Annotated in this window: 18 protein-coding genes; 11 read left to right on the top strand and 7 right to left on the bottom strand. The window is 60.7% G+C overall.

The features are described from left to right. Positions 1–524: 524 nt before the first annotated feature. The 9 genes from H1B37_RS13830 (at position 525) to H1B37_RS13790 (ending at position 14000) form a co-directional block, all read left to right on the top strand. Positions 525–1961 (top strand): CmpA/NrtA family ABC transporter substrate-binding protein, encoded by a 1437-nt coding sequence (locus tag H1B37_RS13830; RefSeq protein ID WP_182867253.1) that lies wholly within the window; start codon positions 525–527, stop codon positions 1959–1961. A 261-nt stretch (positions 1962–2222) separates the two neighbouring features. Beyond that, positions 2223–3338, top strand: coding sequence for an ABC transporter permease (locus H1B37_RS13825; protein WP_182867252.1), 1116 nt, complete (start codon positions 2223–2225; stop codon positions 3336–3338). 109 nt (positions 3339–3447) lie between these two features. Then, complete coding sequence (locus H1B37_RS13820) at positions 3448–4380, top strand: ABC transporter ATP-binding protein (RefSeq protein WP_182867251.1); 933 nt, start codon at positions 3448–3450, stop codon at positions 4378–4380. A gap of 124 nt (positions 4381–4504) precedes the next feature. Beyond that, on the top strand, positions 4505–5356 hold the full coding sequence (locus H1B37_RS13815) for an ABC transporter ATP-binding protein (protein ID WP_182867250.1): 852 nt from the start codon (positions 4505–4507) through the stop codon (positions 5354–5356). 202 nt (positions 5357–5558) lie between these two features. Next, entirely contained in the window at positions 5559–6410 is an 852-nt protein-coding gene (locus H1B37_RS13810; protein ID WP_182867249.1) for a GAF domain-containing protein, read from the top strand. 13 nt (positions 6411–6423) lie between these two features. Then, a complete protein-coding gene (locus tag H1B37_RS13805; RefSeq protein WP_182867248.1) occupies positions 6424–8136 on the top strand; it encodes a DmsC/YnfH family molybdoenzyme membrane anchor subunit in 1713 nt (570 codons plus the stop codon). Positions 8137–8148: 12 nt separating this feature from the next. Continuing rightward, a complete protein-coding gene (locus H1B37_RS13800) occupies positions 8149–10407 on the top strand; it encodes a molybdopterin oxidoreductase family protein (RefSeq protein WP_286177735.1) in 2259 nt (752 codons plus the stop codon). Between the two features lie 16 nt (positions 10408–10423). Further along, positions 10424–12247: a NirA family protein gene (locus tag H1B37_RS13795; protein ID WP_436298273.1), complete on the top strand. Its 1824-nt coding sequence runs from the start codon at positions 10424–10426 to the stop codon at positions 12245–12247. A gap of 139 nt (positions 12248–12386) precedes the next feature. Beyond that, positions 12387–14000: a sulfite reductase subunit alpha gene (locus H1B37_RS13790; RefSeq protein ID WP_182867246.1), complete on the top strand. Its 1614-nt coding sequence runs from the start codon at positions 12387–12389 to the stop codon at positions 13998–14000. A gap of 121 nt (positions 14001–14121) precedes the next feature. On the opposite strand, the gene H1B37_RS13785 is transcribed toward H1B37_RS13790, so the two are convergent. Beyond that, positions 14122–14763, bottom strand: a complete 642-nt coding sequence (locus H1B37_RS13785; protein ID WP_182867245.1) for a response regulator transcription factor — start codon at positions 14761–14763, stop codon at positions 14122–14124. Between the two features lie 316 nt (positions 14764–15079). On the opposite strand from H1B37_RS13785, the gene H1B37_RS13780 reads away from it, so the two are divergent. Continuing rightward, a complete protein-coding gene (locus H1B37_RS13780) occupies positions 15080–16531 on the top strand; it encodes a sigma-54-dependent transcriptional regulator (RefSeq protein ID WP_182867244.1) in 1452 nt (483 codons plus the stop codon). A gap of 198 nt (positions 16532–16729) precedes the next feature. Here the strand turns inward: H1B37_RS13780 and H1B37_RS13775 are convergent, their stop codons facing one another. The 6 genes from H1B37_RS13775 to H1B37_RS13750 all read right to left on the bottom strand — a co-directional run bounded on the left by H1B37_RS13775 (position 16730) and on the right by H1B37_RS13750 (position 24555). Continuing rightward, positions 16730–17794: a ThuA domain-containing protein gene (locus H1B37_RS13775; protein ID WP_220498198.1), complete on the bottom strand. Its 1065-nt coding sequence runs from the start codon at positions 17792–17794 to the stop codon at positions 16730–16732. 44 nt (positions 17795–17838) lie between these two features. Further along, positions 17839–19917, bottom strand: a complete 2079-nt coding sequence (locus H1B37_RS13770) for a PDZ domain-containing protein (RefSeq protein WP_182867243.1) — start codon at positions 19915–19917, stop codon at positions 17839–17841. A 12-nt stretch (positions 19918–19929) separates the two neighbouring features. Continuing rightward, positions 19930–20952, bottom strand: a complete 1023-nt coding sequence (locus H1B37_RS13765; protein ID WP_182867242.1) for a S1C family serine protease — start codon at positions 20950–20952, stop codon at positions 19930–19932. Beyond that, on the bottom strand, positions 20949–22841 hold the full coding sequence (locus H1B37_RS13760) for a S1C family serine protease (RefSeq protein WP_353620837.1): 1893 nt from the start codon (positions 22839–22841) through the stop codon (positions 20949–20951). Before H1B37_RS13760 ends, H1B37_RS13765 begins: the two co-directional genes overlap by 4 nt. An 8-nt stretch (positions 22842–22849) precedes the next feature. Next, complete coding sequence (locus H1B37_RS13755) at positions 22850–24049, bottom strand: NPCBM/NEW2 domain-containing protein (RefSeq protein ID WP_182867241.1); 1200 nt, start codon at positions 24047–24049, stop codon at positions 22850–22852. Positions 24050–24354: 305 nt separating this feature from the next. Beyond that, complete coding sequence (locus tag H1B37_RS13750; protein ID WP_182867240.1) at positions 24355–24555, bottom strand: hypothetical protein; 201 nt, start codon at positions 24553–24555, stop codon at positions 24355–24357. A gap of 327 nt (positions 24556–24882) precedes the next feature. Between H1B37_RS13750 and H1B37_RS13745 the strand changes: the two genes are divergently transcribed. Continuing rightward, positions 24883–25287, top strand: a complete 405-nt coding sequence (locus H1B37_RS13745; RefSeq protein WP_182867239.1) for a hypothetical protein — start codon at positions 24883–24885, stop codon at positions 25285–25287. Positions 25288–25814 lie beyond the last annotated feature (527 nt).

The following is a 25814-nucleotide window of genomic DNA, read 5'->3' as shown; positions in this document are numbered from 1 at the left end:
GGCGAATCCGACCTTCATACCGTGCTGTATCGTCCCTGCGATCACCTCGATTCGCAAAGTTTCTGCCAAACCGTGACTGGTCGGGACAATCGCTAAAGTCGCGTGCCCCAGTAACCGCATGGTGCAGATTGCCCCCCCGCACGTTCGGCGGGCACATCCGGTCAACATTGCCAACAATCCAGGCAGGTCAACGGCAGAGGCGAAGAACGGGCGACGGAAACCTGTACCGTTTTATGGGGAATTCGAACCGCCTTGATCGCCCACTATGTCGCATCACCCTCACATTGGCCGAAACGATAGTTTTTGATAGCTACTTTGGCACATTGCGTGCCCTGCCCACATTCAGCGATGCCGCAGCACGGCTGCATTCCGATTCCAACTGGTAGAGGCGGTACTGGAGGAACTCGGGTCAAACGGCATCGGCTTGATCCATTCCCCCCGTGGAGCTTCCCCAAGTGCTTTTTCGATCCGCCTGTTCCCGAACCTTACATTATTTATCGCGGTGCTCTCTGCTGGCGTTGGCGATGGTGTCCTTCGGCGTCTTGCAAGTCGGTTGTTCCGATTCGGAGATCACGCTGGAAGATTTGGAAGCCGCGGCGGCCAAATTGGAAACCGCCAAGTTGGAATCGGGCGCCGATGCAGACCAAGCGGTCGTCGAGATTCTGGATGTCGAAAAGCCCAATTTGAAGTTCGGGTTTATCAAGCTGACCGATTGTGCCCCGTTGGTGATCGCCAAGGAGAAGGGGTATTTCGAAGAAGAAGGGCTGAATGTCGAGGTCGAAGCCCAATCCAATTGGAGAGTGCTTCTGGATCGTGTGATCGATGGCCAGCTTGATGGAGCGCACATGTTGGCCGGTCAGCCGATCGGGGCGACGATCGGTGTCGGGACTCAGGCTCATATCGTGACCGCTTACAGCCTGGACTACAACGGCAACGGGATTACGGTCAGCAATGAGATCTGGAAGCAGATGCAAGAGAAGGATCCGGCATTAAAGTCGGAGACGCCCGAGCATCCGATCTCTGCGGCATCGCTCAAGCCGATCGTCGATTCGTACAACCAGGAAGGAAAAGATTTCAACATGGGGATGGTCTTCCCCGTCAGCACACACAACTATGAAATTCGATATTGGCTGGCCGCGGCGGGAATTCATCCCGGGATGTACACCGAAGAGAACAGTCAGGGAACGGTCGACGCAGATGTCTTGCTGTCGGTCACGCCTCCGCCGCAGATGCCCGGCAACCTCGAAGCCGGGACGATCCTCGGATACTGTGTCGGCGAGCCATGGAACCAACAGGCGGTCGTCAAAGGCATCGGCGTCCCGGTCACGACCAACTATGACATCTGGAAGAACAATCCCGAGAAAGTCTTTGGGGTGACCAAGGAGTGGGACGAAAAGTATCCCAACACGCACTTGGCCGTGATCAAGGCACTGATCCGGGCCGGCAAATGGCTCGACGCGACCGACGAGAACGGCGTCTTGGTCAACCGCCAGGAAGCTGCCAAGATTCTCTCCGGCAAGGATTACGTCGGTGCCGACGAAGACGTGATCGACAACAGCATGACCGGCACGTTCGTGTTCCAGGAAACCGACGTGCGGCCGATGCCCGACTTCAACGTCTTCTTTAAACACTACGCCAGCTACCCGCACTACAGCGACTGCATTTGGTTTTTGACCCAAATGCGACGCTGGGGCCAGATCACCGAAGGCAAGCCGGCCAGCTGGTATGAGGAAACCGCAAAAGAGATCTACAAGCCGGAGATCTATCGCAAGGCCGCGGCGATGTTGGTTGCCGAGGGCAAGGCATCGGCCGAGGACTTTCCCGCCGAAGATTACGACGGCTATCGAGAGGCCAGCACCGACTTCATCGATGGGACCGAGTACGACGCGCAAGATCCGGTCGGCTACCTCAACAGTTTTGAAATCGGCAATAAGGACCCAGAGGCCTTGGCCAAGCAGTAAGTCCGGGCGAGAAGTGAAGCCGGTCGGTGCATGAAACTGACCAGTCAATGAATCACCCTTCGGCGCGATCGGCGCTCGCACGGTCGCCGGTCGCGCCGACCCGGATTTTGAAATGTTCATGCTGCGGTGACCGCCTCGCCGCGGCATGTTCGGGAAGCGGCCTTTCGGGTCGGACGTCTTGGTCCGGTGCCAGACGTCCGGCCCGGCCGTGGATCCCGAACCGAAAAACTTCCCGAACTCCTTTATCGTTTAGTGAATCGTATGAATTGGCGTGGAAATGCACTGAAGTTCTGTGACGTTGCGGGGCTGCCTGCACTGGAGCCCTTCGTCCGACTGCTCGCCGGCGAGGACGTCAAGGAACAGCTGAAAGGAATCGCAAAGTTCGTCGTCTTGCCGATCGCGGCGGTCGCGGTGTTCTTGATGTTGTGGTCCGCGGCGGCTCGAACGGTCGTCACCGACAGTATGCGGTTGCCCAGCCCGACCGACACCTGGATCGCCGGCAAGGAACTTTTTGCGATGCATACGGCTCAGCGTGCCGACGACCGCAAGGTCAAGCAGGAAAAGGCGATGCAGGCGGTCGAGTACCTGGCCCAAGCCAACATGGTCACAAAGCAAGCCGAGGCCGCAACGGGCGAGCGGAAAGAGAAGCTGTTGGCGAACGCCACGGTGCTGAAGAAGAAAGCCATCCAAGCGGCAAACTATCGCCCTTCGAGTGCACCGACGTTTGTCGATCAGATCATCACCAGTCTGAAAACGGTCTTTGTGGGGTTTGCGATTGCCACATTGATCGCCGTCCCGATCGGCGTTCTGTGTGGCATGAGCCCGTGGTGCAACGCCGCGTTGACCCCGTTCATTCAAGTCTTCAAACCGGTCAGCCCGCTGGCGTGGTTGCCGCTGGCGTTCTTGATCATCGTCTGGGCCTACTCGGGAACCAAGCCGGGTGAGACGTTCTTTGACAAGGCGTTCTTGATCTCCGCGATCACAGTTTCGTTGTGTTCCCTGTGGCCGACCCTGGTCAACACGACGCTGGGTGTTGCCAGCGTGGACAAGGATTACATGAACGTCGCGCGGGTGTTGAAACTGTCCTGGAGCCAACAACTGTTCAAGATCATCCTGCCGGCTAGTCTGCCGCTGATGTTTGCCGGGCTGCGCATCAGCTTGGGCGTCGGCTGGATGGTCTTGATCGCCGCCGACATGCTGGCCCAAAACCCGGGCCTGGGGAAATTCGTCTGGGACGAGTTCCAAAACGGCAGCAGCCAAACCTACGCCCGGATCGCGTTCAGCGTGATCATCATCGGTGTGATCGGCTTGGTGCTGGATCGAATCATGATTTTCATGCGGAACCTGGTCAGCTTCGGCGACCCCCAAGCCGCCTAGTTCACTCGGCGGAGCGATTGTGCGACAGGTCCAGCGACCTGTCATTGCCGATGTCAGATGACATCCGGATTCCTTGTCCTTTGAATTCTAGTTACCCCGCGAAAAAACCATGAGCATTGCAGTCCTCGATCGGCCAAGGTCCAAAGCGATCGCCCGCCCCGCGCCGCCCGAGCCGCTGGTATCGATGCGGAACGTTTGCAAGGGATACGGCAGCGGCGTGACCCGCAACGAAGTGTTGCGCAATATCAATTTGAATCTTCGCAAAGGGGAATTCCTGGCGATCGTCGGGTTTTCCGGCAGTGGCAAAACCACGTTGACGAAGCTGTTGGCCGGGTTGGAGTTGCCCGACAGCGGCGAGATCGTGATGGAGAACGAAGTCATCAAGGGGCCCAGCCAGGAACGCGGCATCGTGTTCCAAAACTATTCCTTGTTGCCTTGGTTGACCGTTCGCGGCAACATCGCCCTGTCGGTCGATCGAGTGTTTCAACACTGGTCGCGCGGCGAGCGGCGTGACCACGTCGAAAAATTCATCGAAATGGTCGGCCTGTCGCACGCCGTGCATCGCCGACCGCACGAATTGTCCGGCGGGATGCGGCAACGCGTCTCGTTGGCTCGGACGCTGGCGATGAAACCCAACGTCTTGCTGCTCGACGAACCCCTGTCCGCACTCGACGCGCTGACCCGCAGCGTCCTGCAGGAAGAGATTCTGAAGATCTGGGAAGAAGAACGTCAGACGTGCCTGTTGATCACCAATGACGTCGACGAAGCCATCTTGTTGGCCGACCGAATCGTTCCGCTGAACCCTGGGCCCAACGCATCGCTGGGGCCGGCGTTTTCGGTCGAACTGGATCGTCCGCGCGATAAGACGGCGCTCAATCACAACGAAACGTTCAAAGGGCTGCGTAACGCGGTCACCAATTACCTGGTCGCGGTGCGGCAAAAATCACGCGACGACGAAGCGTTGGCGTCCGAGTCGGCGCCGATCGAGTTGCCCGAATTGAAACCGCGAAGTCTGCGCATCCCGCGCGGACGCGCCGGCTGATCGCACCCGGTTGATCAACGCTCGCCATCGGCAGAATCCCGAACTGTCGCCCGCGATCGGATCGATCCGAATCACTTAATTTACCTATCACCCACCACCACGAGAACCCAAAGAAGGCGGATCCATGGCCGGTTTTGTAGAAATGTTTCGCCTCGGCAAGACATACGACACGCCCAATGGCCCGGCGGTCATTGTCGAAGAGTTCAACTTGAACTTGGAGAAAGGCGAGTACGTTTGTCTGCTCGGCCACAGCGGTTGCGGCAAGAGCACGGTGCTGACGATGACGGCCGGGCTGAATCCGATCACCCACGGCGGCATCGTCATCGACGGCCATGAAATCGAAGGCCCCGGGCCCGACCGCGGCGTCGTGTTTCAATCGCCGTGCCTGATGCCCTGGATGACGGCGATGGAAAACGTACTGTTGGGTGTCAACCAAGTCTATCCGCACGGAACCAAGGCACAGCGACACGACATCGCCGCGTATTACCTGACGCTGGTCGGGCTCGGCAACAGCCTGCACACCCGCGCCTCTGCTCTCAGTCAAGGGATGCAGCAACGCGTCGGCATCGCACGCGCATTCGCGCTCAAACCCAAGATGCTGTTGCTGGACGAGCCGTTCGGCATGCTCGATTCGCTCACCCGGATGGAACTGCAAGAGATCCTGTTGGAGATCCTGATCCGCGACAAAGTCACCACGATGATGATCACGCACGACGTCGATGAGGCGCTGTTCATGAGCGACAAGGTCGTGATGATGACCAACGGGCCGCGGGCACGTGTCGGCAAGGTGTTCGAGATGCCGTTCGACAGGCCGCGGGTCCGCGCCGAAGTTTTGGATCACCCCGACTACTACGACTTGCGGGGCGACATGATCCAATTCCTGGAGGACCAGGACCACAAAAAATTGAAAGCCGACGCCGAAGCGTTGGAAGCGAAGAAGCAGGCCGAACAGGAACCGCAACCGGCCGGCGCGTAGCTGGTTTGCGTCAACAAGTACCAGAAACAGGATCAATCGCCGCTGAAATGTAGCTGCCTTCGCCAGAAGGTGGATCCCCGGGGTTTCCCACGCTCTGGCGAGCGTGGCTACGTCAAAGGAACGCTGACCAGCGAGTCAACGCGAAGGCGGGAGAAACGAGGAAGAAGTCGTGCGGAGCCGAAACGTGAGCCCGAAACAAAACATGATTGCAGCCACCTCCAACCATTCGTTTTTGACCAACGTGATCGCGTTGGAAGTCGACCCGAGCGGGGTGCCGCCGTCCTGCGGCATCGCCGTTGCCGACCGTGCGGCCGCCGCGTCGATCGAATCGGGGTTGCCGACGATCAAGCAAACCGCCGAAGGCGAAGCCGAAGCCGTCGCGATCTGCATCCCGATTTATCGCGCCGGGCAAATCACCTCCGTCGTCATCATGATCGGCAATACCAGCGAACGCACCGTCGGCGTCATGGAAATTTGGCAACCGATCGGCCAATACGACGAACTGAACCTGACCCAAGGCTACTTCGGACCGCTGGAGCGGTTCCAAAACGTCAGCTCGTTCGTTCGATTCGAAAAAGGATCGGGATTGCCCGGCCAAGTGTGGCGAAACCTCAGCTTTGTGATTCACGACAACCTGCCCACCCATGCCGGATTCCTGCGGGCCGCCGGGGCGTCGGCGGAATCCTTGCAAGTCGCGATCGGGATTCCCGTGTTCGGTGACGACTTTTTGGCGACCGCCGTCCTGATCAGTTCCGACTCCGCCCCGATCGCACGTGGCTACGAAATCTGGCGATGCGGCGAGGACGAGTTCCTGTTGGAATCGAGCGCGTATCAACGGCTGGAGCAATCGCTGATGTACGAGGGCTGCGAAACGGTGCCGATGGAAGGCTCGCTTCCCGGATTGGCGTTCGCTTCGGGCGCCGCGACGATTTGTGAAGATCCCGAGATCGTCTACTCGGGCCGTCCCTTTCGTGGCGGAAAACCCTGCAAGGGTGTCGCGATCCCGTTCTATGAACAGGATCGGATCACCAACATTTTGACACTGTTGTTGTAGGGGAAGACCAGCCATGAGTACCACGCTTCCCGTCGTCAACCGCCAGCCCGACCTGGTCGGTCAATTGCTGCAGGAACAACAAGAACTCAGTGCCGTCGAACAGTTCAGCGACTGGCACTCGGGGCACGCATCAGGCGCCGCCACTGCGGCACCGGCACAGGAAAAGTACTATCGCAGCCTGCTTCCGGCGAGCGCCCCCGGACCGGGGCAACAATTCGCCTTTGAGGTCGACCTGAACGCCTGCAGCGGGTGCAAGGCGTGTGTGGTTGCCTGCCACACGCTGAACGGGCTGGAGGAAGACGAATCATGGCGCCGCGTCGGAACGCTGGTGATCGGCGATCCCAATGCCGCCGACGTCTCCGCCATTCAGCACGTCACCACCGCCTGCCATCACTGCGAAGACCCCGGGTGCTTGAACGGTTGCCCGGTCAAGGCGTACGACAAAGATCCAGTCACCGGAATCGTTCGCCACCTGGATGACCAGTGCATCGGTTGCAAGTACTGCACGATGATGTGCCCTTATGAAGTCCCCCAGTACAGCGACCGCTTGGGGATCGTCCGCAAATGTGACATGTGTCATCAACGATTGAGCGTCGGTGAAGCGCCGGCATGTGTCCAATCTTGTCCCAACGAGGCGATCCGAATCACGATCGTGCCTTCGGAAAACCAGGGTGATCTGGCGCAGGAAACGTTGGTGCCGTCGGCGCCGTCGTCTGCAATCACACGCCCGACCACGCGTTTCGTTGCGGAGTCGACGTTGGATCCGGCGCGAACACGCCCCCAAGACGAACACGTCGACGAAGTCGCCGAAAGCCATTGGCCGTTGGCGCTGATGCTGGTCGCGACGCAGATTTCCGTCGGGATCTTGATTGCCGAATCGATCGCCACGTTGGCGCTGACGTCGTTGGGAATCACCGTCCCGATCGCGGTCCCGATCGCCGCAGCATTGTCGGCGTTTGCGATCGGCAATCTGGGCCTTGGGATCGCACCGCTGCACCTGGGGCAACCGCTGCGAATGTGGCGTGTGTTCCTGGGATTGAAAACCAGTTGGCTCAGCCGCGAGGCCGTGGTGCTGGGCAAGTTCATGGGCCTGTTGGCCGGCGGAATCGCGTTGTTGCTGTTGCCCGTTCTCTGGGATTGGATCCCGACAACGGTCCAGGAACGGATTCCGACGGAGTGGATTCCGGATTGGGCCGGACGAGCGCTGTTGACCGCGTCGATTCCCGTCGGGCTGGCCGGTTTGTATTGCAGCGCGATGATCTACATCGCCACCAAGCGACAACTTTGGCGCAGCGAGCGGACGTTGCCACGTTTTTTCGGAACCACGCTGACTTGTGGCCCGATCATCGCGGCGGTCCTGTTCGCGTTTGCCGGCTTCGGCGGCACCGCATCGGTGCTCTGTCTGGTCGGTGCCGGTGCGGGGTGGTGGAAATGGATGCGTGAACGTCGGCTTTATCAAACGCCGGCTGATTTGGACGACCCCTATGACCGACGATCAAATCGGCTGGTCGACAACCACCTTGGTGAAACACTGCGGATGCGCGGCTTTAGCGCCGTCGTCGCGACGCTGTTGGCCGGATTGGCTGTTGTCTTGTGTCCAATCGTGCCCGCGGCCGGAGGCGTTTGTGCCGCGATGTCGGCGGCGGTTTGGATCGCCGGTGAGAGTTTGGAGCGGTTGTTGTATTTCCAAAGCGTCGTTTACGACCGCATGCCGGGCACACTTTAGGAGAACCATCCGATGAGCACGATCACGCCGAAATCACTGACCCAAGCGGGAGACGAACGTCGATCGCGGTCGTTCGAATTGCCGCAGTTGTTGCAAGCCCGCACGGGGAAGATGACTCGGGAACTGCTGCTCAACCCCGGCGATCATGGGCTGGGGATGACACCCGAATCGCTGCAAGCCGAATCGACCACGGTGGCCGCCTGTGGTTACTGTGCGACCGGGTGCGGATTGCGTTTGCACGTCCGCGACGGCCAGGCGGTTGGACTGACCCCGGAAACCGAGTACCCGGTCAACCTGGGCATGGCCTGTCCCAAAGGCTGGGAAGCCCTGGAAGTGCTCGCCGCGGACGACCGCGCCACGCACCCGCTGCTGCGCGATGCCGACGGCGAAATGAAACGTGTCGATTGGGACACCGCGTTGACGACGTTCACCGAGCGATTCAAAGCGATTCAATCCCGGTACGGCAACGACTCGGTCGCTTTCCTCAGCACGGGGCAGATTCCTTGCGAAGAGATGGCGTTCCTGGGCGCATTGGCAAAATTCGGGATGGGCATGTTGCACGGAGACGGCAACACGCGGCAGTGCATGGCAACCGCGGTGACCGCGTACAAGGAATCGTTCGGGTTCGATTCGCCGCCGTACACGTATGACGATTTTCAACAAAGTGATTGCATGGTGTTCGTGGGCGCGAATCCCTGTATCGGTCATCCGATCATGTGGGAACGCGTGCTTCGCAACCCCAACAGCCCCGAGATCATCGTGCTGGATCCCCGCCGGACGGAAACGGCGATGGCGGCGTCCCAGCACTTGCAACTGCGGCCCAAACACGACCTGGCGATTCTGTACGCGATCACCCAACACTTGATCGCAAGTGATCGGATCGATCATGAGTTCGTCGCCGCGCACACGACCGGATTCGAAACACTCGCCGAGCATGTCGCCGAGTTCACTCCTGACGTCGTCGGGCCCGCGGCCGGGATCACCGCCGACGCCATTCGCCGGGCCGCCGAATCGATCGGCCAGGCAGACGCGGCCTCGCTGTGGTGGACGATGGGCGTCAATCAAAGTTATCAAGGCACACGCACCGCCCAGGCGATGATCAACATCGCATTGATCACCGGCAACATCGGTCGCCCCGGAACGGGCGCCAACAGCATCACCGGACAATGCAACGCCATGGGGTCGCGTCTGTGGAGCAACACGACCAACTTGTTCGGGCATCACAAGTTCGAATCGGCCGAAGATCGCCAGCGTGTCGCCCGCATTCTTGGCATCGACGTGGATCGAATCCCCGATCAAGGCAGTTGGTCTTACGACCGAATCGTCGAAGGCATCCGGCGAGACGAAATCAAAGGGTTGTGGGTGATCGCAACCAACCCGGCACACAGCTGGATCCACCAAGGCGATTTCAAGGAGCTGCTCGATAAGCTGGACTTTCTGGTCGTGCAAGACATGTACGCGTCGACCGAAACGGCACGGCACGCCGACTTGCTGTTGCCGGCGGCGGGATGGGGCGAGAAAGAAGGCACGTTCATCAACAGCGAACGCCGCTACGGCTTGCTGAAGAAAGTGCGAAAGGCGCCCGGCGAAGCGTTGGCCGATTTCCAAATCTTTCGCGCAATCGCCGCCTACTGGGGTGTGGAATCGATGTTCGCCGACTGGACGCACCCCGAAGCAGTGTTCGAAAAAATGCAGGCCGCCAGCGAGGGACGACCTTGCGATATCAGCGGGATCGAGGGCTATCGCCAGATCGACCAATCCGGCGGAATCCAGTGGCCCTGGACGCGTGGGGATGCGGCGTCCAACGACGTGCCGCCACAACAGCGACGGCTGTTCGCCGACGGGACGTTCTATCACAGCGACGGCAAGGCGCGACTGATCGTGGACGCCGTCGCCGCGATGCCCGAACCACCGGACGCGGACTATCCGATCCTGTTGATGTCCGGACGGGGCACGGTCAGCCAGTGGCACACGCAAACACGCACCAGCAAGAGCAAGGTGCTGCGAAAACTGTATCCGGAGCGTCCGTATGTCGAAATCCACCCGACCGACGCCAGTTTGATCGGCGTCCGCAACGGCGACACCGTCTCGGTTCGCTCACGGCGCGGCGAAGTGTTTGTCACCGCGATGGTCACGCCCACCGTCCAACGCAACCAAGCGTTCATTCCGATGCATTACGACGTCACCAATCAATTGACGCTCAGCCATTTTGATCCCCATTCGCGGCAGCCGAGTTACAAGGACTGCGCCGTGGCGATCCGCAAAGTTTAGAACTCCGAACCAGATTCTGTTGAAGATGTCCAACGATAAAGCGTTCACCGAAGAACAAAAACAATTTCTGTCCGGATTTGCGTTCGGGTCCGATGTCGCTCGTGCGGTCAGCGGGCTGCCCGTGATCAGCAACGGTAGCAGCTGTGCCGGCGATGCCTCGGTCACGATCGGGGCCAAACCCACCACGACGCTTCCGGTGGGCCCCGAAAAGATCGCCTTGATCGCCCAGCAGGAAACCGAGTCGGCCGGCAAGACGTTGTGCAAGGAGGAACTTGCCAAGCGGGAAAAGAATCCGCTGGACATGTGGGATGAGATGCAGACGCGGAGCGATGCCGGCGAATTTCCCAAAGGCACCGACGTCTTCCTGACGAAATTCCACGGCCTGTTCTACGTGGCCCCGGCACAAAACAGTTACATGTGCCGCATGAGAATCCCCGGCGGACTGCTTCACAGTTGGCAATTGACCGGGCTGGCGGATCTTGCCGATCGTTCGGCCGGCGGATTCTTGGACGTCACCACGCGGGCCAACTTGCAATACCGCGAGATCCCCGCCGACCAGGCGATGAACATCCTGTACGGGCTGCGTGAATTGGAGATCGTCAATCTGGGCGCCGGCGGCGATAACATCCGCAACTGCACCGCCAGTCCGCTTTCGGGCATCGATTCGGATGAGCTGATCGAAACGATCCCGTTGGCGAAACGAATGCACCATTACATTTTGAACAACCGCGAAATGTACGGCTTGCCGCGAAAGTTCAACATCGCGTTTGACGGCGGGGGAACGATCAGCGCCCTGGACGACACCAACGACATCGGGTTTCATGCCGTCGCGATCGACGCATCCAATGCGACCGCCGACTTTCCCGCCGGTGTCTATTTCCAGCTCACGCTCGGCGGCATCACCGGGCACAAGGACTTTGCCCGGCCGACCGGTGTCCTGTTGCGGCCGGATCAATGCCTGGCCGTCGCCGGCGCCATCGTCCGCGTGTTCGTCCAATCAGGTGACCGCACCGATCGCAAGAAGGCCCGTTTGAAATACGTGCTGGATGATTGGGGATTCGACAAGTTTGTCGCGGCGGTCGAAGAGCAACTCGGTGACACGCTCGGACGGTTCGAGGAATCAAAACTGACTCGGTCGGTCGCGGAGAATCGTCTCGCCCACATCGGGTTTCATTCACAATCCCAGTCGGGCAAGTCCTACGTCGGCGTCGTCTTGCCGGTCGGACGGATGACCAGCGACCAGGCTCGCGGGATCGCGAAGATCGCCAACGAGTATGGCAACGGAGAGATCCGGTTGACCGTCTGGCAGAACCTGTTGATCCCCAATCTTTCCGACGCCGACATCGACGCCGTCAAAGAGCATTTGTTGGAACTCGGTTTGGGGTACGAGGCGAGCAGCTTTCGCGCCGGGCTGGTCGCCTGTACCGGCAGCGGGGGATGCAAATTTGCCGCCGCGGAAACCAAAACCCAAGCCATGGCTCTGGCTGAACACCTGGAATCCCAATTCGAACTCGACAGCCCCATCAACATTCACTTGACCGGTTGTCATCACAGTTGCGCCCAGCACTACATCGGTGACATCGGGTTGCTGGGATGCAAGGTCGAAAAGGGCGACGACATGGTCGACGGGTACCACGTTCACTTGGGCGGCGGTTGGGGGGACCGCCAAGGCATCGCGCGATTGATCTTTGAATCGGTCGCGTTTGAAGACATGCCCACATTGATCTCGTCCATCGTCGGCGGCTACCTGGAACAACGGCGCGAGGGCGAGACGTTTGTTGAATTCACCTCCCGGTCATCCGACGACGAATTGAGGTCCCTCGCCAGAGCCTTGGTCTGACGGCGGGGATGACAGGCTGGAAGCCTATCCCACTGGCATTGACAGGCTGGAAGCCTCTCTCACTGGCATTGACAGGCTGGAAGCCTATCCCACTGTTTTTTTTCACACCAATCATTTGACACGATTCGCAACGACTGCCATGACAACCAGCTTCATTCCCGAAACGGCTCCCTTTAACGAAGAACAACGCGCCTGGCTGAACGGTTTTTTCGCGGGCATGATGGGCATGCAACCCGACGGTGATGCCGCGGGCGTCATGAACGCCGCGGGCCTGTCGGCCGGTTCCTTGCCCGGTGTCGCGGTACAGGAAAACGAACCCGAGCCGGAAGAAGACTTTCCCTGGCACGACGACTCGCTGCCGATCGTCGATCGCATGGCGTTGGCCGAAGGCAAACCGGTCGAGCGGCGTCTGATGGCGGCGATGGCACAGCTGGATTGCGGTTCGTGTGGGTATCTGTGCAAAACCTACAGCGAGGCGATCGCGTCGGGAGAAGAAACCAACCTGACGCTCTGCAGCCCCGGCGGCAAAGAAACCTCCAAAATGATCAAGCAGGTGCTCAAGGAGTCCGGAGACGGTGCCGCCGCGCCGGCCAAACCAGCCAATGGCTCCGCGGCGACCGGTACGTCGGCAGCGGGTTTCAGCCGCAAGACGCCGTATTCGGCCAAACTGATCGAGTCGCGGCCGCTCAACGGCGAAGGATCCGCCAAAGACACCCGCCACATCGCGATCGACCTGGGCGATTCCGGCATCCGTTACGAAGTCGGCGATGCACTGGGGATTTACCCGACCAATTGCGGCGAGCTGGTCGAAGCGATCGTGGGTGCGATCGGCGCCGATCCCAAGTTGTTGACCGTGCCCCCGGCCGGGGAACCCAAGTCGCTGGCCAACGCACTTTGCGACGACTATTGTTTGAAAGATCCCAGCGACGAATTGCTGGAATTGGCGCTCAGCCGTGTTTCGGACGTTGCGGTCAAAACCACGCTTGCCGAGATGCTCGAAGAGGGAGCCCCCGACGGATTCGACGTGTTGGACGTCTTGCAATTGGCCGGAGCGGTTCCGATCAGCGCCACCGAGTTTCTGGAAACACTTTCGCCATTGAATCCGCGGCTGTATTCGATCGCCAGCAGCCAGGCATGTGTCGGAAACCAGGTTCATCTGACCGTCGGAAAGGTCACCTATGATCGCGACGGACGGTTACGCAAAGGGGCGGCGAGCACGATGCTGGCCGATCGGCTGGAACCGGGCGCGACGTTGCGTGTGTTCACCCAGGCCAATCACGGCGGATTCACCGTGCCGGCGGATCCCAACACCCCGATGATCATGGTCGGACCGGGAACGGGGATCGCTCCGTTCTTGGCATTCCTGCAAGAACGCCAGGCCACCAAGGCACCGGGCAAAAACTGGTTGTTCTTCGGCGACCAACATGCCGCGACCGATTTCCTGTACCAAGACGAATTGCAAGCCTACCGCGACGCCGGGTTGCTGACGCGGTTGGACACGGCGTTCAGCCGCGACGGTGCCGAAAAGGTCTACGTCCAGGACCGGATGAAACAAAACGCCGCCGAACTGTGGGCTTGGCTGCAGCAAGGCGCCCATTTCTATGTCTGCGGCGACGCCAGCCGCATGGCCGTCGATGTCGACCGCACGCTCAAGGCCATCGTCGCGTCCGAAGGCGGGATGTCCGAGAAGGCCGCCGAGGACTATGTCGCGTCACTGGGCAAAGCCAAGCGGTACGTGCGCGATGTTTACTGATGCCGGCCGCATGATGACGACCGTAGCGGAACTCGCGAAGAGTTTCGCACACCGCGGCTGAGCCGCGCGGGTGAGACCGAAAGCCTTGGCGGCTTCCGCTACCGCTGGAACCGATCTCGCCTCAGTCGACCAATCCCAATCGAACCGCGCGGACGGCGACGTCGGTGCGATCCGAGGCGCCGGTCTTTCGCAAGATATTCTGCACGTGCTCTTTGACCGTTTCGACGCTGATGCCCAACGACTTGGCGATCTCGCGGTTGCTTAATCCGAACGCGATGTGACGCAGCACTTGCGCCTCGCGTGACGTGACCGGCAACTCCGGCGGCAGTTGGTTGGATCGGATCGTTTCGGACATCTTCTTCTTCACGTTGTCCAATCGTCCGCCCGGATAGGACGACCCGCTTTCACAGGCGTGGCTGAGCGTCTGTTCGATCCGCCCGGCCGAATCACTCTTGAGCACATAGTCATGCGCTCCGTTGGCGACCGCGCGGGCCAAGTAGACCGGGTAGTCGTACGCACTGATCAACACGACCGGCAGGTTGGGATGCGCCTGACGAATCGAGGTCAACAACGTCAGCCCGTCCATCTTTTTCATTTGGACATCGATCAAGACAACGTCGCAGTTGTCTTCGTCAAGATAGCGCAACGCGCTCTCGCCATCGGCGACAGTTTTCGCGACGCTGACCGCCGTCCCGACCAAGAGCTCCATCAGCCCGAGACGAGCGGCTTCATGGTCGTCTACGACCAGCGTTTTCAACGACATTTCGATCCTTGGTGCCTGTAACTTGATTCACAACCGCCCCACACGATGTCCCAGGAGCGAATCTCTCTAAAAATGGCGTATCCTCGCCGGAATGTGGGACCAATATGAGAATAATTCGCATATTCCCCCACCCCTTCCCCCCGAAAGAGTCGGAAATTCACTGTTTGACAACCGTTTTCCGGGAGCGGGTCTGCCCAAAACAACGGATTTCGGTTTTGCTCCGCCGCTAACAGCGACCTAGGAAATTGTGCGAGAGGAACGCGAATGAATCGCGCTCGGCTTTTGATCCCCAGCATGCTGTCCCCCCACGCCCGATATGAAAGACACCGCTTCCATTTTGCTCGTCGACGATGATTGGCATCTGGTCCAGTCGATGGCCGAATGGCTGCGAGAAATCGGGCATACGGTCCACGTCGCCGATTGCTTGAGCGGGGCCAAGGCCAGCCAGGAACAGCATCGCTTTGACCTGGTGATCACGGATCTTCGCCTGCGTGATGAAGACGGATTCCAGTTGATCAGCCACACGCGTCAGAAGTACCCCGAAACCACCGTGTTGGTGATGACCGGTTACGCGACGCCCGACACCGCGATCGAAGCGATCAAGGCGGGGGCGTTCGACTTGCTGACCAAGCCGCTGATCGATGACGAACTGAACCTGGCGATCAGCCGTGCGGTGTCACAACGCGACATCACGCTGGAGAACGAAAAGCTGCGTCAGAAGCTGGACCGCCGCAGCGGGCTGGAAAACATCCTCAGCCACGACTATCGAATGATGAAGATCTTCGATGTGATCGACAGCGTGGCCGATGCCCGGGCGTCGATCTTGATCACCGGAGAAAACGGAACCGGCAAAAGCATGATCGCGCGGGCGATTCATGAGCGCAGTTCACGTCGTGCCAAACCGTTCGTCGAAGTAGCCTGCGGTGCCTTGCCGGACAACCTGCTCGAAAGCGAATTGTTCGGCCACGTCAAAGGTGCGTTCACCGGTGCCAGCGGCGATCGTGTCGGCAAGTTCCAACTCGCCGACAAGGGCACGTTGTTCCTGGACGAGATCGGGACGGCGACCGCGGCAATGCAAGTCAAACTGTTGCGGGTGCTGCAGGAATTCCAATTCGAACCGCTCGGCGGCACACACACCCACTCGGTCGACACGCGGGTCATCTTGGCGACCAACGAAGACCTGTCGCGTGCGGTCACCGAGGGCACGTTCCGGCAAGATTTGTACTACCGAATCAACGTCGTCAACATCGTGCTGCCCTCGCTGCGTGAACGCGTCGGCGACATCCCCTTGTTGGTCGATCACTTTCTGCGCGAGGCCGCCGAAACCTGTGGCCGCGAAATCGAAGGGTTCGATCAACAGGCGATGGCCACGCTGCAATCCTATCGTTGGCCCGGCAACGTCCGCCAATTACAGAACGTCGTCGAACGAGCCGTGTTGTTGTCACGCGACAGCACGCTGACGCTGGAAGATCTGCCGCCGGAAATCTTGGGCCGCGTCGCCGATCCGTTGGCGTCGGCGATCCAGCCGGCCGCCGGCGAACAAACGGTCAAACCGTTCGCGATGACGCCGGCCAGTTACCAAGACAAAAGTCTCCGCGAAGCGCTCGAAGGACCCGAACGCGAGATCATCCTGCATTCGCTTCGCCGCCACAATTGGAACCGAGCCGCCACGGCGGACGCCTTGGACATCAACCGCACCACGCTGTACAAGAAAATGAAGCGGTTGGGGCTGGACGACCCCCGGTTGCAATTCGCGATGGACGGCTGATCGCGACGTCGCGGAACTCGCCAAGAGTTTCCCACGCGGCGGCAAGGGACGTCGAATCGATCACTTCACGATTTCGCAATCAATCGAGATTCTCTCCCTTTGGGAGAGACGGCGTTTGCGCAGCAAGCAAACGCCAGAGAGGGCCAGCGGCTTCCGAAAGCCTTGGCGGCTTCCGCTACCGGTGGATGGACCGAGTCTTTAGGGGCGATCGCGGAACGGCCACTCGGGGCTGCCCTTGGGGTCGTCGCGAAGCGGTGATTTGCCGAGGGCGAAATCCGACGGTTGCAGGTTCAATTCTTTCCAATACGCGGCGTCGTTGATGAAGCCGTAAAAGGTCGGGTAGTACGGATCGACGTAGGCGACGTCGGCTTTCTCGGGCACCTGTTTGTCGAGCAGGTAGTAGGTCGCGTTGACCAGCATCCGCCGCAGATCCTCGCTGACCAAATCAACGCTCGCACCGGTGGTGGTGCAAAACGCTTGTCCCTTGGTGCCTGCGGGGGAGACGTAGGGGTGCAGCCAGGCCAGGGGCTGCATCGGATCATTCTTGGGGCCTTCGACGTTGGCCGATTTCGGATCCAGCGATTCGGTGACTGCCCCACGCAACAGGATCGTGTCCTGGTCGGTCAGGTGGGTGACGCCATAGACGTCCGACGGGACGAAGATGTCGCTGACCGAATTGAGAATCGGATGGTCCTTGGCCTGGTCGACGATGACGGCACGGGCGCCTTGGCGTTTGTGTTGGCCGTGGTGGCTGACCCATTGTTCGCCCAGGATCTTTCGGCCGAAGTTGCTGTAGGTCACTTCGCCGCCGAACGATTGTTTGCCGTTGAAGGCGTGTGTCGCGGTGCGAATCCCGATCAACGGTTTACCGGCGTCGATGAATTGGGTGATGTGCGCCGCTTGCGATTGACTTGGTGAACGGAAACGCGTGCCGATGATCATCAAGTCCGCCTCGTCCAGTGCGTCCCAGCCGACGACACCGCGTTGGTTGTTGGGATCGATGTAGCTGCCGTCGGCGGACATCGAAAACAGCACGGTGCAGTCGAAACCGTGTTTGACGCTCAAGATCTTGGCAAGCATCGGCATCGATTCCTCGGTGCGATACTCTTCGTCGCCGGAAACCAAGACGATCTTTCCCGCCGAATCACCTTTGGCGGGAAAGTGCAACACGCCAGATTCGGCGGCGGCACGGTCGCCAAACAACGAAACACTGATCAGCGGAACAAACAGCAGGCAAAGGGAGGCAAGCGTACGTGACATCATGCTGTGAACTGGGGTTGAAGGGGGATGAGTTGACTAAGTTGAATTCAAATCGTTTGCAGCAACCGGACCCAACGCAGCAGGTCGTCCGGCCCGGTGTCACCGCCCAAGGAGATCGGGTAACCGGCGGTCGCAAGCGGCGCCAACCAGGTCGGTCCGTCATCGAGCGAGTCGATCGGAAGCATGATTTCCAGGGCGCGATCGGGTTCGTTTTCGCGCAGCCGCACCGCGGGCGGTTTCGCGTCGGCGGCGACGGCGATGCCGGAAAAATTCTTGCGGTCCGACAACGCGATCGCGATCACCATGGAATCGGCCGCCGACGCAGCCGTGTCTTTCAGGGCGCCGTTGGCCGCGACGGCACTGGCGCTGATCGGGACCCGCTGGGCCATCAAGGTCGTCATCCGGGAAATGACATCGATCTCCTTCTGTTGCCAACGCTGTTCGTCTTCGCTGCAAATCGCACAGACCACCACTCCGGCTCGTCCGGCCACATCACGCCACGCCTGTAACGCTTCGCTGGGATCACGCTGCTCGGGCGCCAGCAACAGCACCAGCATGGCTAGCCCCTGCTCGGCCATCTGCTCGTCGGCCACCTGATCCGGTTTGGGCGCGACATAGGCGGCCAAGTTGGGAACGTCGGGCAACCGCAGTGGCTGGACGTCCCAGGGGTTTTCCGGTGCGTCGCCGGACCACTGGTCGATTGTTTTCTTGAGCGTCGGACCGGCGATCGGCGTGGGGGTCAGTTTGACTTCCAACGGCTCTCCGTCACGCTCAACGGCCAGCGTCAGTTCCTCGTCCGCGACCGCGGTGATCATCAATCGACCGATCGTCGCCACATCGTTGATTTCGGTCTGATCAACTTTCTTGATCACATCGCCGGGTTCCAACTTGCCGTCGGCGGCGGTTTGGGGGACGACCGCGCGGACGACCACGGCGGTCTGAAGTTCGGCCTGGTCGTCTGCCGCATCCCCCGCTTCGACGGCGTTTTCGGTCACCCAGACGCCCAGCCGTTGGGGATTCAACGGCGGAATCGTCTCGGCCAGCGTGACGCTGACCGTGCGTTCTTGACCGTCCCGCTGCAACGTGATTTCGATCGATTCGCCGGCGTCAAAGGGACCGAGGGCTTGTTTGATCTGTTGAAACATCCGCACCGGTTTTCCGTTGATCGCCACCACGGAATCTCCCGGCTCGATACCGGACTTTTCAGCCGGCGATCGGCTGCGGACCGCCGCCAACTCGGTGTCCTCGGCATACGGGTCTTTGGCCTTGGGGACGATACCGATCAGCCCTTTGCGGATGTCTTGCCCCTTTCGCAAACGGTCCAGCTTGTTGGCCAGCACGGGTGTCGGGACGGCAAACGCGATCCCCGAGTCGTACCAGCTGGTGTCATCGGGCGCGCCGCCTTCGGCGACCGCGGGGACCAGCACACCGATCGCGTTGCCGTACAGATCGACCAGGGGGCCTCCGTAAAACGACGGCGAAACGCGAGCATCACTTTGCAACATCGTGCCTTCCAGCCGCCCGGTGCCGCTCAAGATGCCGCTGCTGACCATCGGCGATCGATCCCCGCCGTAGCGGCCCACGGCCACAACGGTCGATCCGACCGGCGTGTCGACCGCATCGGGAAACGCCAGCGGAGTAAGCGCTGTCTTCGATTCGACGCGGAGCATCACCAGGCCGCGGTGATGGTCGCGCGCGACGATCGTGGCCGCCAACCGCGTCTGGTCGGGCAACACGACCAGGATGCTGGCCGACGGTCGTCGCACGATGATGTCCGATGCGACGATCAATCCGTCGGCATCGACGACCACGCCACAGGACGGCGCGTCCTGGGCGACTTCGCTTTGCCGGTTGCCGCCCGCGGCGACTTCGGACACGCCGATCACCTCGATCGACACCACCGAGGGCAACACCCGCTCGGCCGCGCTGCGCACCGCACGGGCCAACGCTTGACGGTACTCCGCAGTCTCGTTCTGCGCGGTCTCGTTCTGCGCGGTCTCGTTCTGCGCGGTCTCGTTCTGCGCAGTCTCGTTCTGCGCGGTCTCGTTCTGCGCGGTGGCGCGAACACTCGGTAGCACGCAGGCCGCCGCCAGGATCAGGTAGCCGAGGGAGTTCAAATTCAGCACGCGACGGGGCTCCTAGGGTTGCAAACGAACGGGCAGCACTTCGTTGCCGCGCTGAAGGGTGACCGAAACGGCATCGCGTCGGTCGATCCGGCGCAGTAAATCGATCAGGGTTTGTTGGTCACCGACACGCTGACCATCGAGCAGCAAGATCAAGTCGTCGGGCCGCAATTTCGCCTCCGCCGCCGGGGAGTCGGGCAGGACGGCGTCGATGTAGGCCGGCGTCGATTCCAAGACGTTGGGCACCAAGACCACTCCCAAGGTGGTCAAATTGTGCGACTGGTCGCGACGCAGCACGGGGTTGTTTTCCTTGGGCACCGTCGTCGCGCGACCGGCGATGATGTCGCCCAGGGCCGTGCGCAGGGCATCGATCGGCAAGGCATAGTTCAACCAGACTCCGGTGCCGCTGTCACGCAGCTCTTTGCCCAGCATGCCGATCAGACGCCCGTCGGCGTCCACGACCGCTCCGCCGGCCGCTCCCGGATTGTTGGCGATCAAATCCAGGATCAAGACCTTGCCGCGATACGGTGTTTGGAACGTGCCGCGGCGTGCGTCCAAATTGGTCACACCGGCGATGATCCCCTGCATCACGCTGGCCGGTTCGTTGCCCGCGGCGATGCCGAACAGGTTGCTGACCGCCAAGATCGGGTCCCCCCACTGCGCGTTGAACTCTTTGTCGACTTTAAAGTACGGCAAATCGGACGCGTCGATCTTCAACACCGCCAATTCCAACGAGGGTTCGATCCCGACGATCTTGGATTCGAATCGGCGACCGTCATCGAGCACCACGATCGGTTCGACATCGAGTACATAACTCCAGGCGGTCGCAACGTGACCTTCGGGCGAAACCAGAAAGCCGCTTTGATAGGCTTCCAGTCCCTTGATGCCGCCGGCGCCGTAGATTTTCACGACACGTTGTTGGACGTCACGCGCGTCGGGGGCGACCGGCGGTTGGGCCGATGCGACCGGCAGAATCGACAGGCAGACGAGCGACAGCAACACAGCCAACGCGAAGGGGTGAAACGGTCGATACCTCATTGCGGTGCACTCTCGGTTTGTGTCCAGTCGCTGATGGAAACATTCAGCGCCACGTCCGTCCCGTACCGCAGTTCTAACCCGCTGATGTCGTCTCCCTCGCGCAGGACCCACAATTCGGCCGGGTCCGAGTCGCGATCGGCGACCACTTCGATGCATTCGACCAGACCAGTTTCAGGGTGCGACAACCAACGCACTTCCATTTCTCCGTACAGCCCGACCATGCAATCGCGGAGCGGCCGCTGGCCACCGAGAGGCATCGTGCCTTGGTAATAGGCTTCGCCGAACTTCTCGGGGCCGAGTTTTAACATGGTGCGCCAGGCGTCCAGTGCGGGCAGGATCCCGGCGATCGAGTCGGTGTCCACGGCGTCAAACAACTCCGACCGCCTGGTCGCCCGCATCGCGGTTTCGCCGACCAGAATCGCGTACTGATCGTCGGCCACCGAAAGCTTCACCTGGGCATCACCCGTTTTGCCGGTGATCGTCCAGGCCGTCGTTTTGGATTCCTCCGTTTCGGCGAATTGGTTCGCGGGGAACTGGCTTCGCAGCGAGCCGATGAATCGCGCTTGTTCGACTTGATTGAAGTGATAGTTTGCAAACCCGCGTCGCTGGACGATCAGATCGGCGACCGCTTCGGGGATCGACGGTTTGGCGCCGCCGTGTCCGGTTGGTCGGCGTTGACGTTTCAAATCGGGGCGTTTGGGTTCTTCCTCGCCGCCTTGTTCCGCGTCTTGATCGCCGTCGTTTTTCTCGCCTTCACCTTCGTCCTCGGGTTGGTCGGGGACCGGTGGGGGTGGCGGCAGGGCCGACGCCATCTTGGCCAGCAACTCGTCTTGACGATGAACGCTCATCAACCGCACCGGGACGCGGGTGGTGATGCCCTGGTGCCGGAACGCGATGTTGACCCTCCAGCCGCTGGGGAAGGTGCCCAAGACGTTTTGAACATCGTTGGCGGTCGTCACCACACGGCCATCGATTTCCAGGATTTGGGCGTTGTAACGCAAACCGCGTCGGTAGGCGTCACTGGATTCCAGAATGTTGCTGACCACGACGCCGCCATCGGGATCGGTGGTCACGGTCGCTCCCAGCGTGGCGTGATCGACGATCCGGCCGCTGCGGAGATAACCCAGAAAGTTCTTGGCCTGGTTGATCGAAATCGCGTACCCTACGCCGACATTGACGCGGCCGCGTTTTTCAAACGAACAACGGCCGACGATCCCCAGCAATGCACCTTGGTCGTTGTAGATCGGGCCGCCCGAATTGCCGGGATTGATCGACGCGTCGGTTTGCAGGCAGTCGGCGTATTCCAACAGCGTGCCGGAGGGATATTGGTAACGTCCGACGCCGCTGAGGATTCCCCAGGTGACGGTGGGTTGCAGGTTGGTGGCCAACAGGAACGGGTTGCCGATCACCATGCACCAGTCACCGGCGCGGGCTTGCAGGCTGTTGGCCATCGTGGCGTAGGGAAAATCATCGCGGCCGAGCAACCGGATCATGGCCAAGTCGCCGACCGGATCCAGCCCCACCAAGACGGCGTCATAGACCCGGCCGTCACTCAACCCGCATCGCATGAACGTGCCGGCCGGACTGGTGACGTGAAAATTGGTCAACGCATAGCCGTCCGGTGAAATCAGGACGCCGCTTCCTCCGCCACCGCCGCCGGGGACAAACACGCTGACGGCGCTCGGTCGGGCGCGATCGACCGCGGCGACCCGCGCCTGTTCGGCCGATCGCAACAGCGGGTCCAATTCGATCGGGGCATTGTCGATCGGGGCTTGGCCTGCCGCGGCGAGTGGCCCTTCGTCTTGGCCGTGTGATGGGTGTCCCGAGCAAAACAGGGCGAAACACACCACGGCAAGCATCGCGGTCGAGCCCGGCAGTGGGCGGTTCACTCGATGGTTCACTTCATCAACCTGGGTTTTAGGAATCGGATCTGGTCGCCGACGTCACCGTCCGTGCCGGCCGTGACTTCCAATCGCACGCGCCGGGCGCCGGCGATCGGGATGCGAAACCCTTTGCTCTCTGATTCGGTCAACGTCTGTTCCCATTGCACGTTGTCATCGACGACCACACGAACGATCACGTTGCCGCCGGCAGTGACAAGTTTATCCCTGCCGACGCTTCCGGCCAGCGTTTGGAATCCCGGTTCGACGCGATACTCCGCCGCGCCGCCGGCGACCATCACCAGATCCTCCCCCAGGGACGCCGGTCCGAACCAATCGGTCGTCAATTCCGCAGGCAACTTTGTCGCCAGATAGGGGGACATTCGGGTCGATGCCGCTGGCGTTTGGGCCAACAAGATTTGTCCGCTGGCCCAGGTGATTCGTTTGATCCGTTCCAGCGGGATTGCGTGGCGGACTTGCCCCGGCAACAGGATCTCCACCGCATCGGTCGCCTCACTGGGTTCCAGTCGCGCCGCCAGAAAGGTCGATCCGTCGATCCCGGTGATCTTGACCGCCGCAGACGACTCGGGGACGGGGGTGGTCCGAAAGAACACGCCTTCGAGTCGATCGCGGGGGGCTTCGATCGGGTCACCGTCCAATTCGAACAGCAACTTTTCCGCGTCCAGACCGACCACGACACCTTCGATCGGATCGAGTTGGTCGTTGCCGCGACGGATCACCATCCGATCGCTGCGCGACGGCTTGTCGACCAACCCCAGCCACTGCGGGTCGGTGGCCGGCGCGCCGGGCCGAAACCGGATCGATTGCAGCTGATTGATCGGCAGACGAAGTTCCGCCTGGCGCGGCGGTTGAAGCGTGACCATCGCATCATCCATCGCCACGTCGCGGGCGACGATCGACGTTCCGTCGACCAAGGTGACGCTGGTGGCCGGACCGCCCGACGATTCACGTGCGTCGGCCACTTGCAGGGACACGATCTGGTCCACGGGGACCGTGCGGCGCGCGGATTCGCCATCGACCTGTAAACGCACCGCGGTCCCCGCCACACCGGCGAAGTGGCCGCGGACGGTGTCACCCGAGGTCAATTCGATTCGCACCACCGCCGCCCGGCAAGTCGAAGAAAACGGGGCGGCAAACAAGACACAGCCGAAAACGGCGACAAGCGGAATCGCGGAAAACCACGGGGGACGTTTCATAAAGCGCGGGCGATGGGACGTGTGACGGGTGACGATCGACGGCGGGCGTCGCAGAGAGCCGCGACCGTCACAGTTTATCACAACACCGCGCCGAACGAATCACCAGTCAAGCCTGGCGATTGGACCAATTGGCAGCGCATCACGAGTCTTCCAGCACAGATTCGCTTTTGAGGGGGCTAGACAGTCGCCGTCCTCTCCGAGGTCGGCGCGGGGCATCGCCTCGTTTTTTCACGCACGCCGAGTTCAGAGAACACGGCGACGCTGCAAACGCCTTGCCAAGGCCCCAAATGGATCGGGATGGATCCCTACGGGGTCTCACCAACCGGCGTTTCGCTTGCCGCGGTCGTGTTGCCCGTCATGTTGCTGGTGGTATTGCTGGTGCTGGTCTCCGCGGCGACCGGCTCGGCGGTCTCCGGTGCCGGCGGCTTGGGCGGCTGGCAGCCGAGTGAGAACACCATCAGTGCCGCTGCGGCCGTGCCAAGTAAGGTTCGTGAAGCGTTGCTCATTGGAGTTCTCCGAAAATCGAGTGAGAGAGGGGGGGCAGGACCCGGTCGTGATCGCCGTAACGGCCAGACCACAGGGCTAAAGCAGGATGATTCGGTTCCGATGGGACATTCTTTGCAGACTGGCCCGGAATGACCATCCCCGGTCGGGTGAGTTTTCGGTCCGATCGAGCCAATGGCAGCAAATTAACCATCGGTGACCCGATAACCGGCATGAACCGACCGTTTCGCAAGGTATTTGGCGTCAGGTTTTTGCCGCCGTTCACCCCTCAGCGCCGATCTGCCGATCCGATTCCCACCCGCCCTTCCAATTTCACCCTGGGGAATCCCATGAAATCCAATCTAAAAAACGGGCTGCTCGGCACCGCATGCGCGGCATTCGCTTTGGTCCTGCTGGCCGACAACGCACCCGCCCAATTTCCGTTGCCTGAAATCGCAAAGCCTGATTCCGTCGTCGCAAAACCCGACGTCGACGATGCCGATGTCATCGCCGCACCTCGCCTGGTCGACGCCGTCCCCAGCTCGTCCGACCTGTCGGCCGGTCCGCGGACGGCCGCCGAAATCCGCCAAGCCCGAGCGCAATATCGTTCCCAACAACGGATGGAGCGGATGGAGCGAAACCTGTGGGCAGGCTACGAACCGCTGCGGCCCAACTGGAACTCGATTCCGATGATGAGCAGCCGCTACCCGTACCGGAACACGGTCGTTGTGCCGCTGTACGTGTACCCTCACTAGGTGCTATCTCCGCACCGGTGCAGCCACCACATCCCCCTCGCCAGGCCCGCTCCCACACGCACCGCGTTCTGTCACGAAGTCGTCGAGCTCAGGAAGTCCCCCCGCCCGCCGAGGTCGTGCGGTTCTTGACCTCTGATCTATCAGGCGTCTACGTCCTCACCCTGCCTTCCGGGGAGGGTCGCGGAGGAGTGAGCGTTTGGCGCGGGGGGGGCCTGTGGTTCGGATGCACTCGAGCACCAGGAACCGACCCTCCTTGTCAGGGTGGCCTGATGAAAACCAACGGAACTTGGACCGCTGGGGTAGGTTCGGGGACGTTCAGCGATTCCGCTGGACCCCTCGATTGCAAATTTCAAATTTCAAATTGTTCATTGAAAATTTAGATTTGCCAGGAATCGTCGCTCAAATCATTTTGCAATTTGCACTGTTCATTTTGCAATTTGCAATGATTACCGGTTCACCAGTTTCAGATGCCACATAATTTTCATCAGGCGACTGCCAAGGTGGGTGAATCCCCAAAAAACGCACGG

The organism is Stieleria mannarensis, assembly GCF_014154935.1.
In the GTDB taxonomy this organism is placed as follows: domain Bacteria; phylum Planctomycetota; class Planctomycetia; order Pirellulales; family Pirellulaceae; genus Stieleria; species Stieleria mannarensis.
The sequence above is the reverse complement of the archived record's forward strand: the minus strand, read 5'-3'. Positions and strand labels throughout refer to the sequence as shown.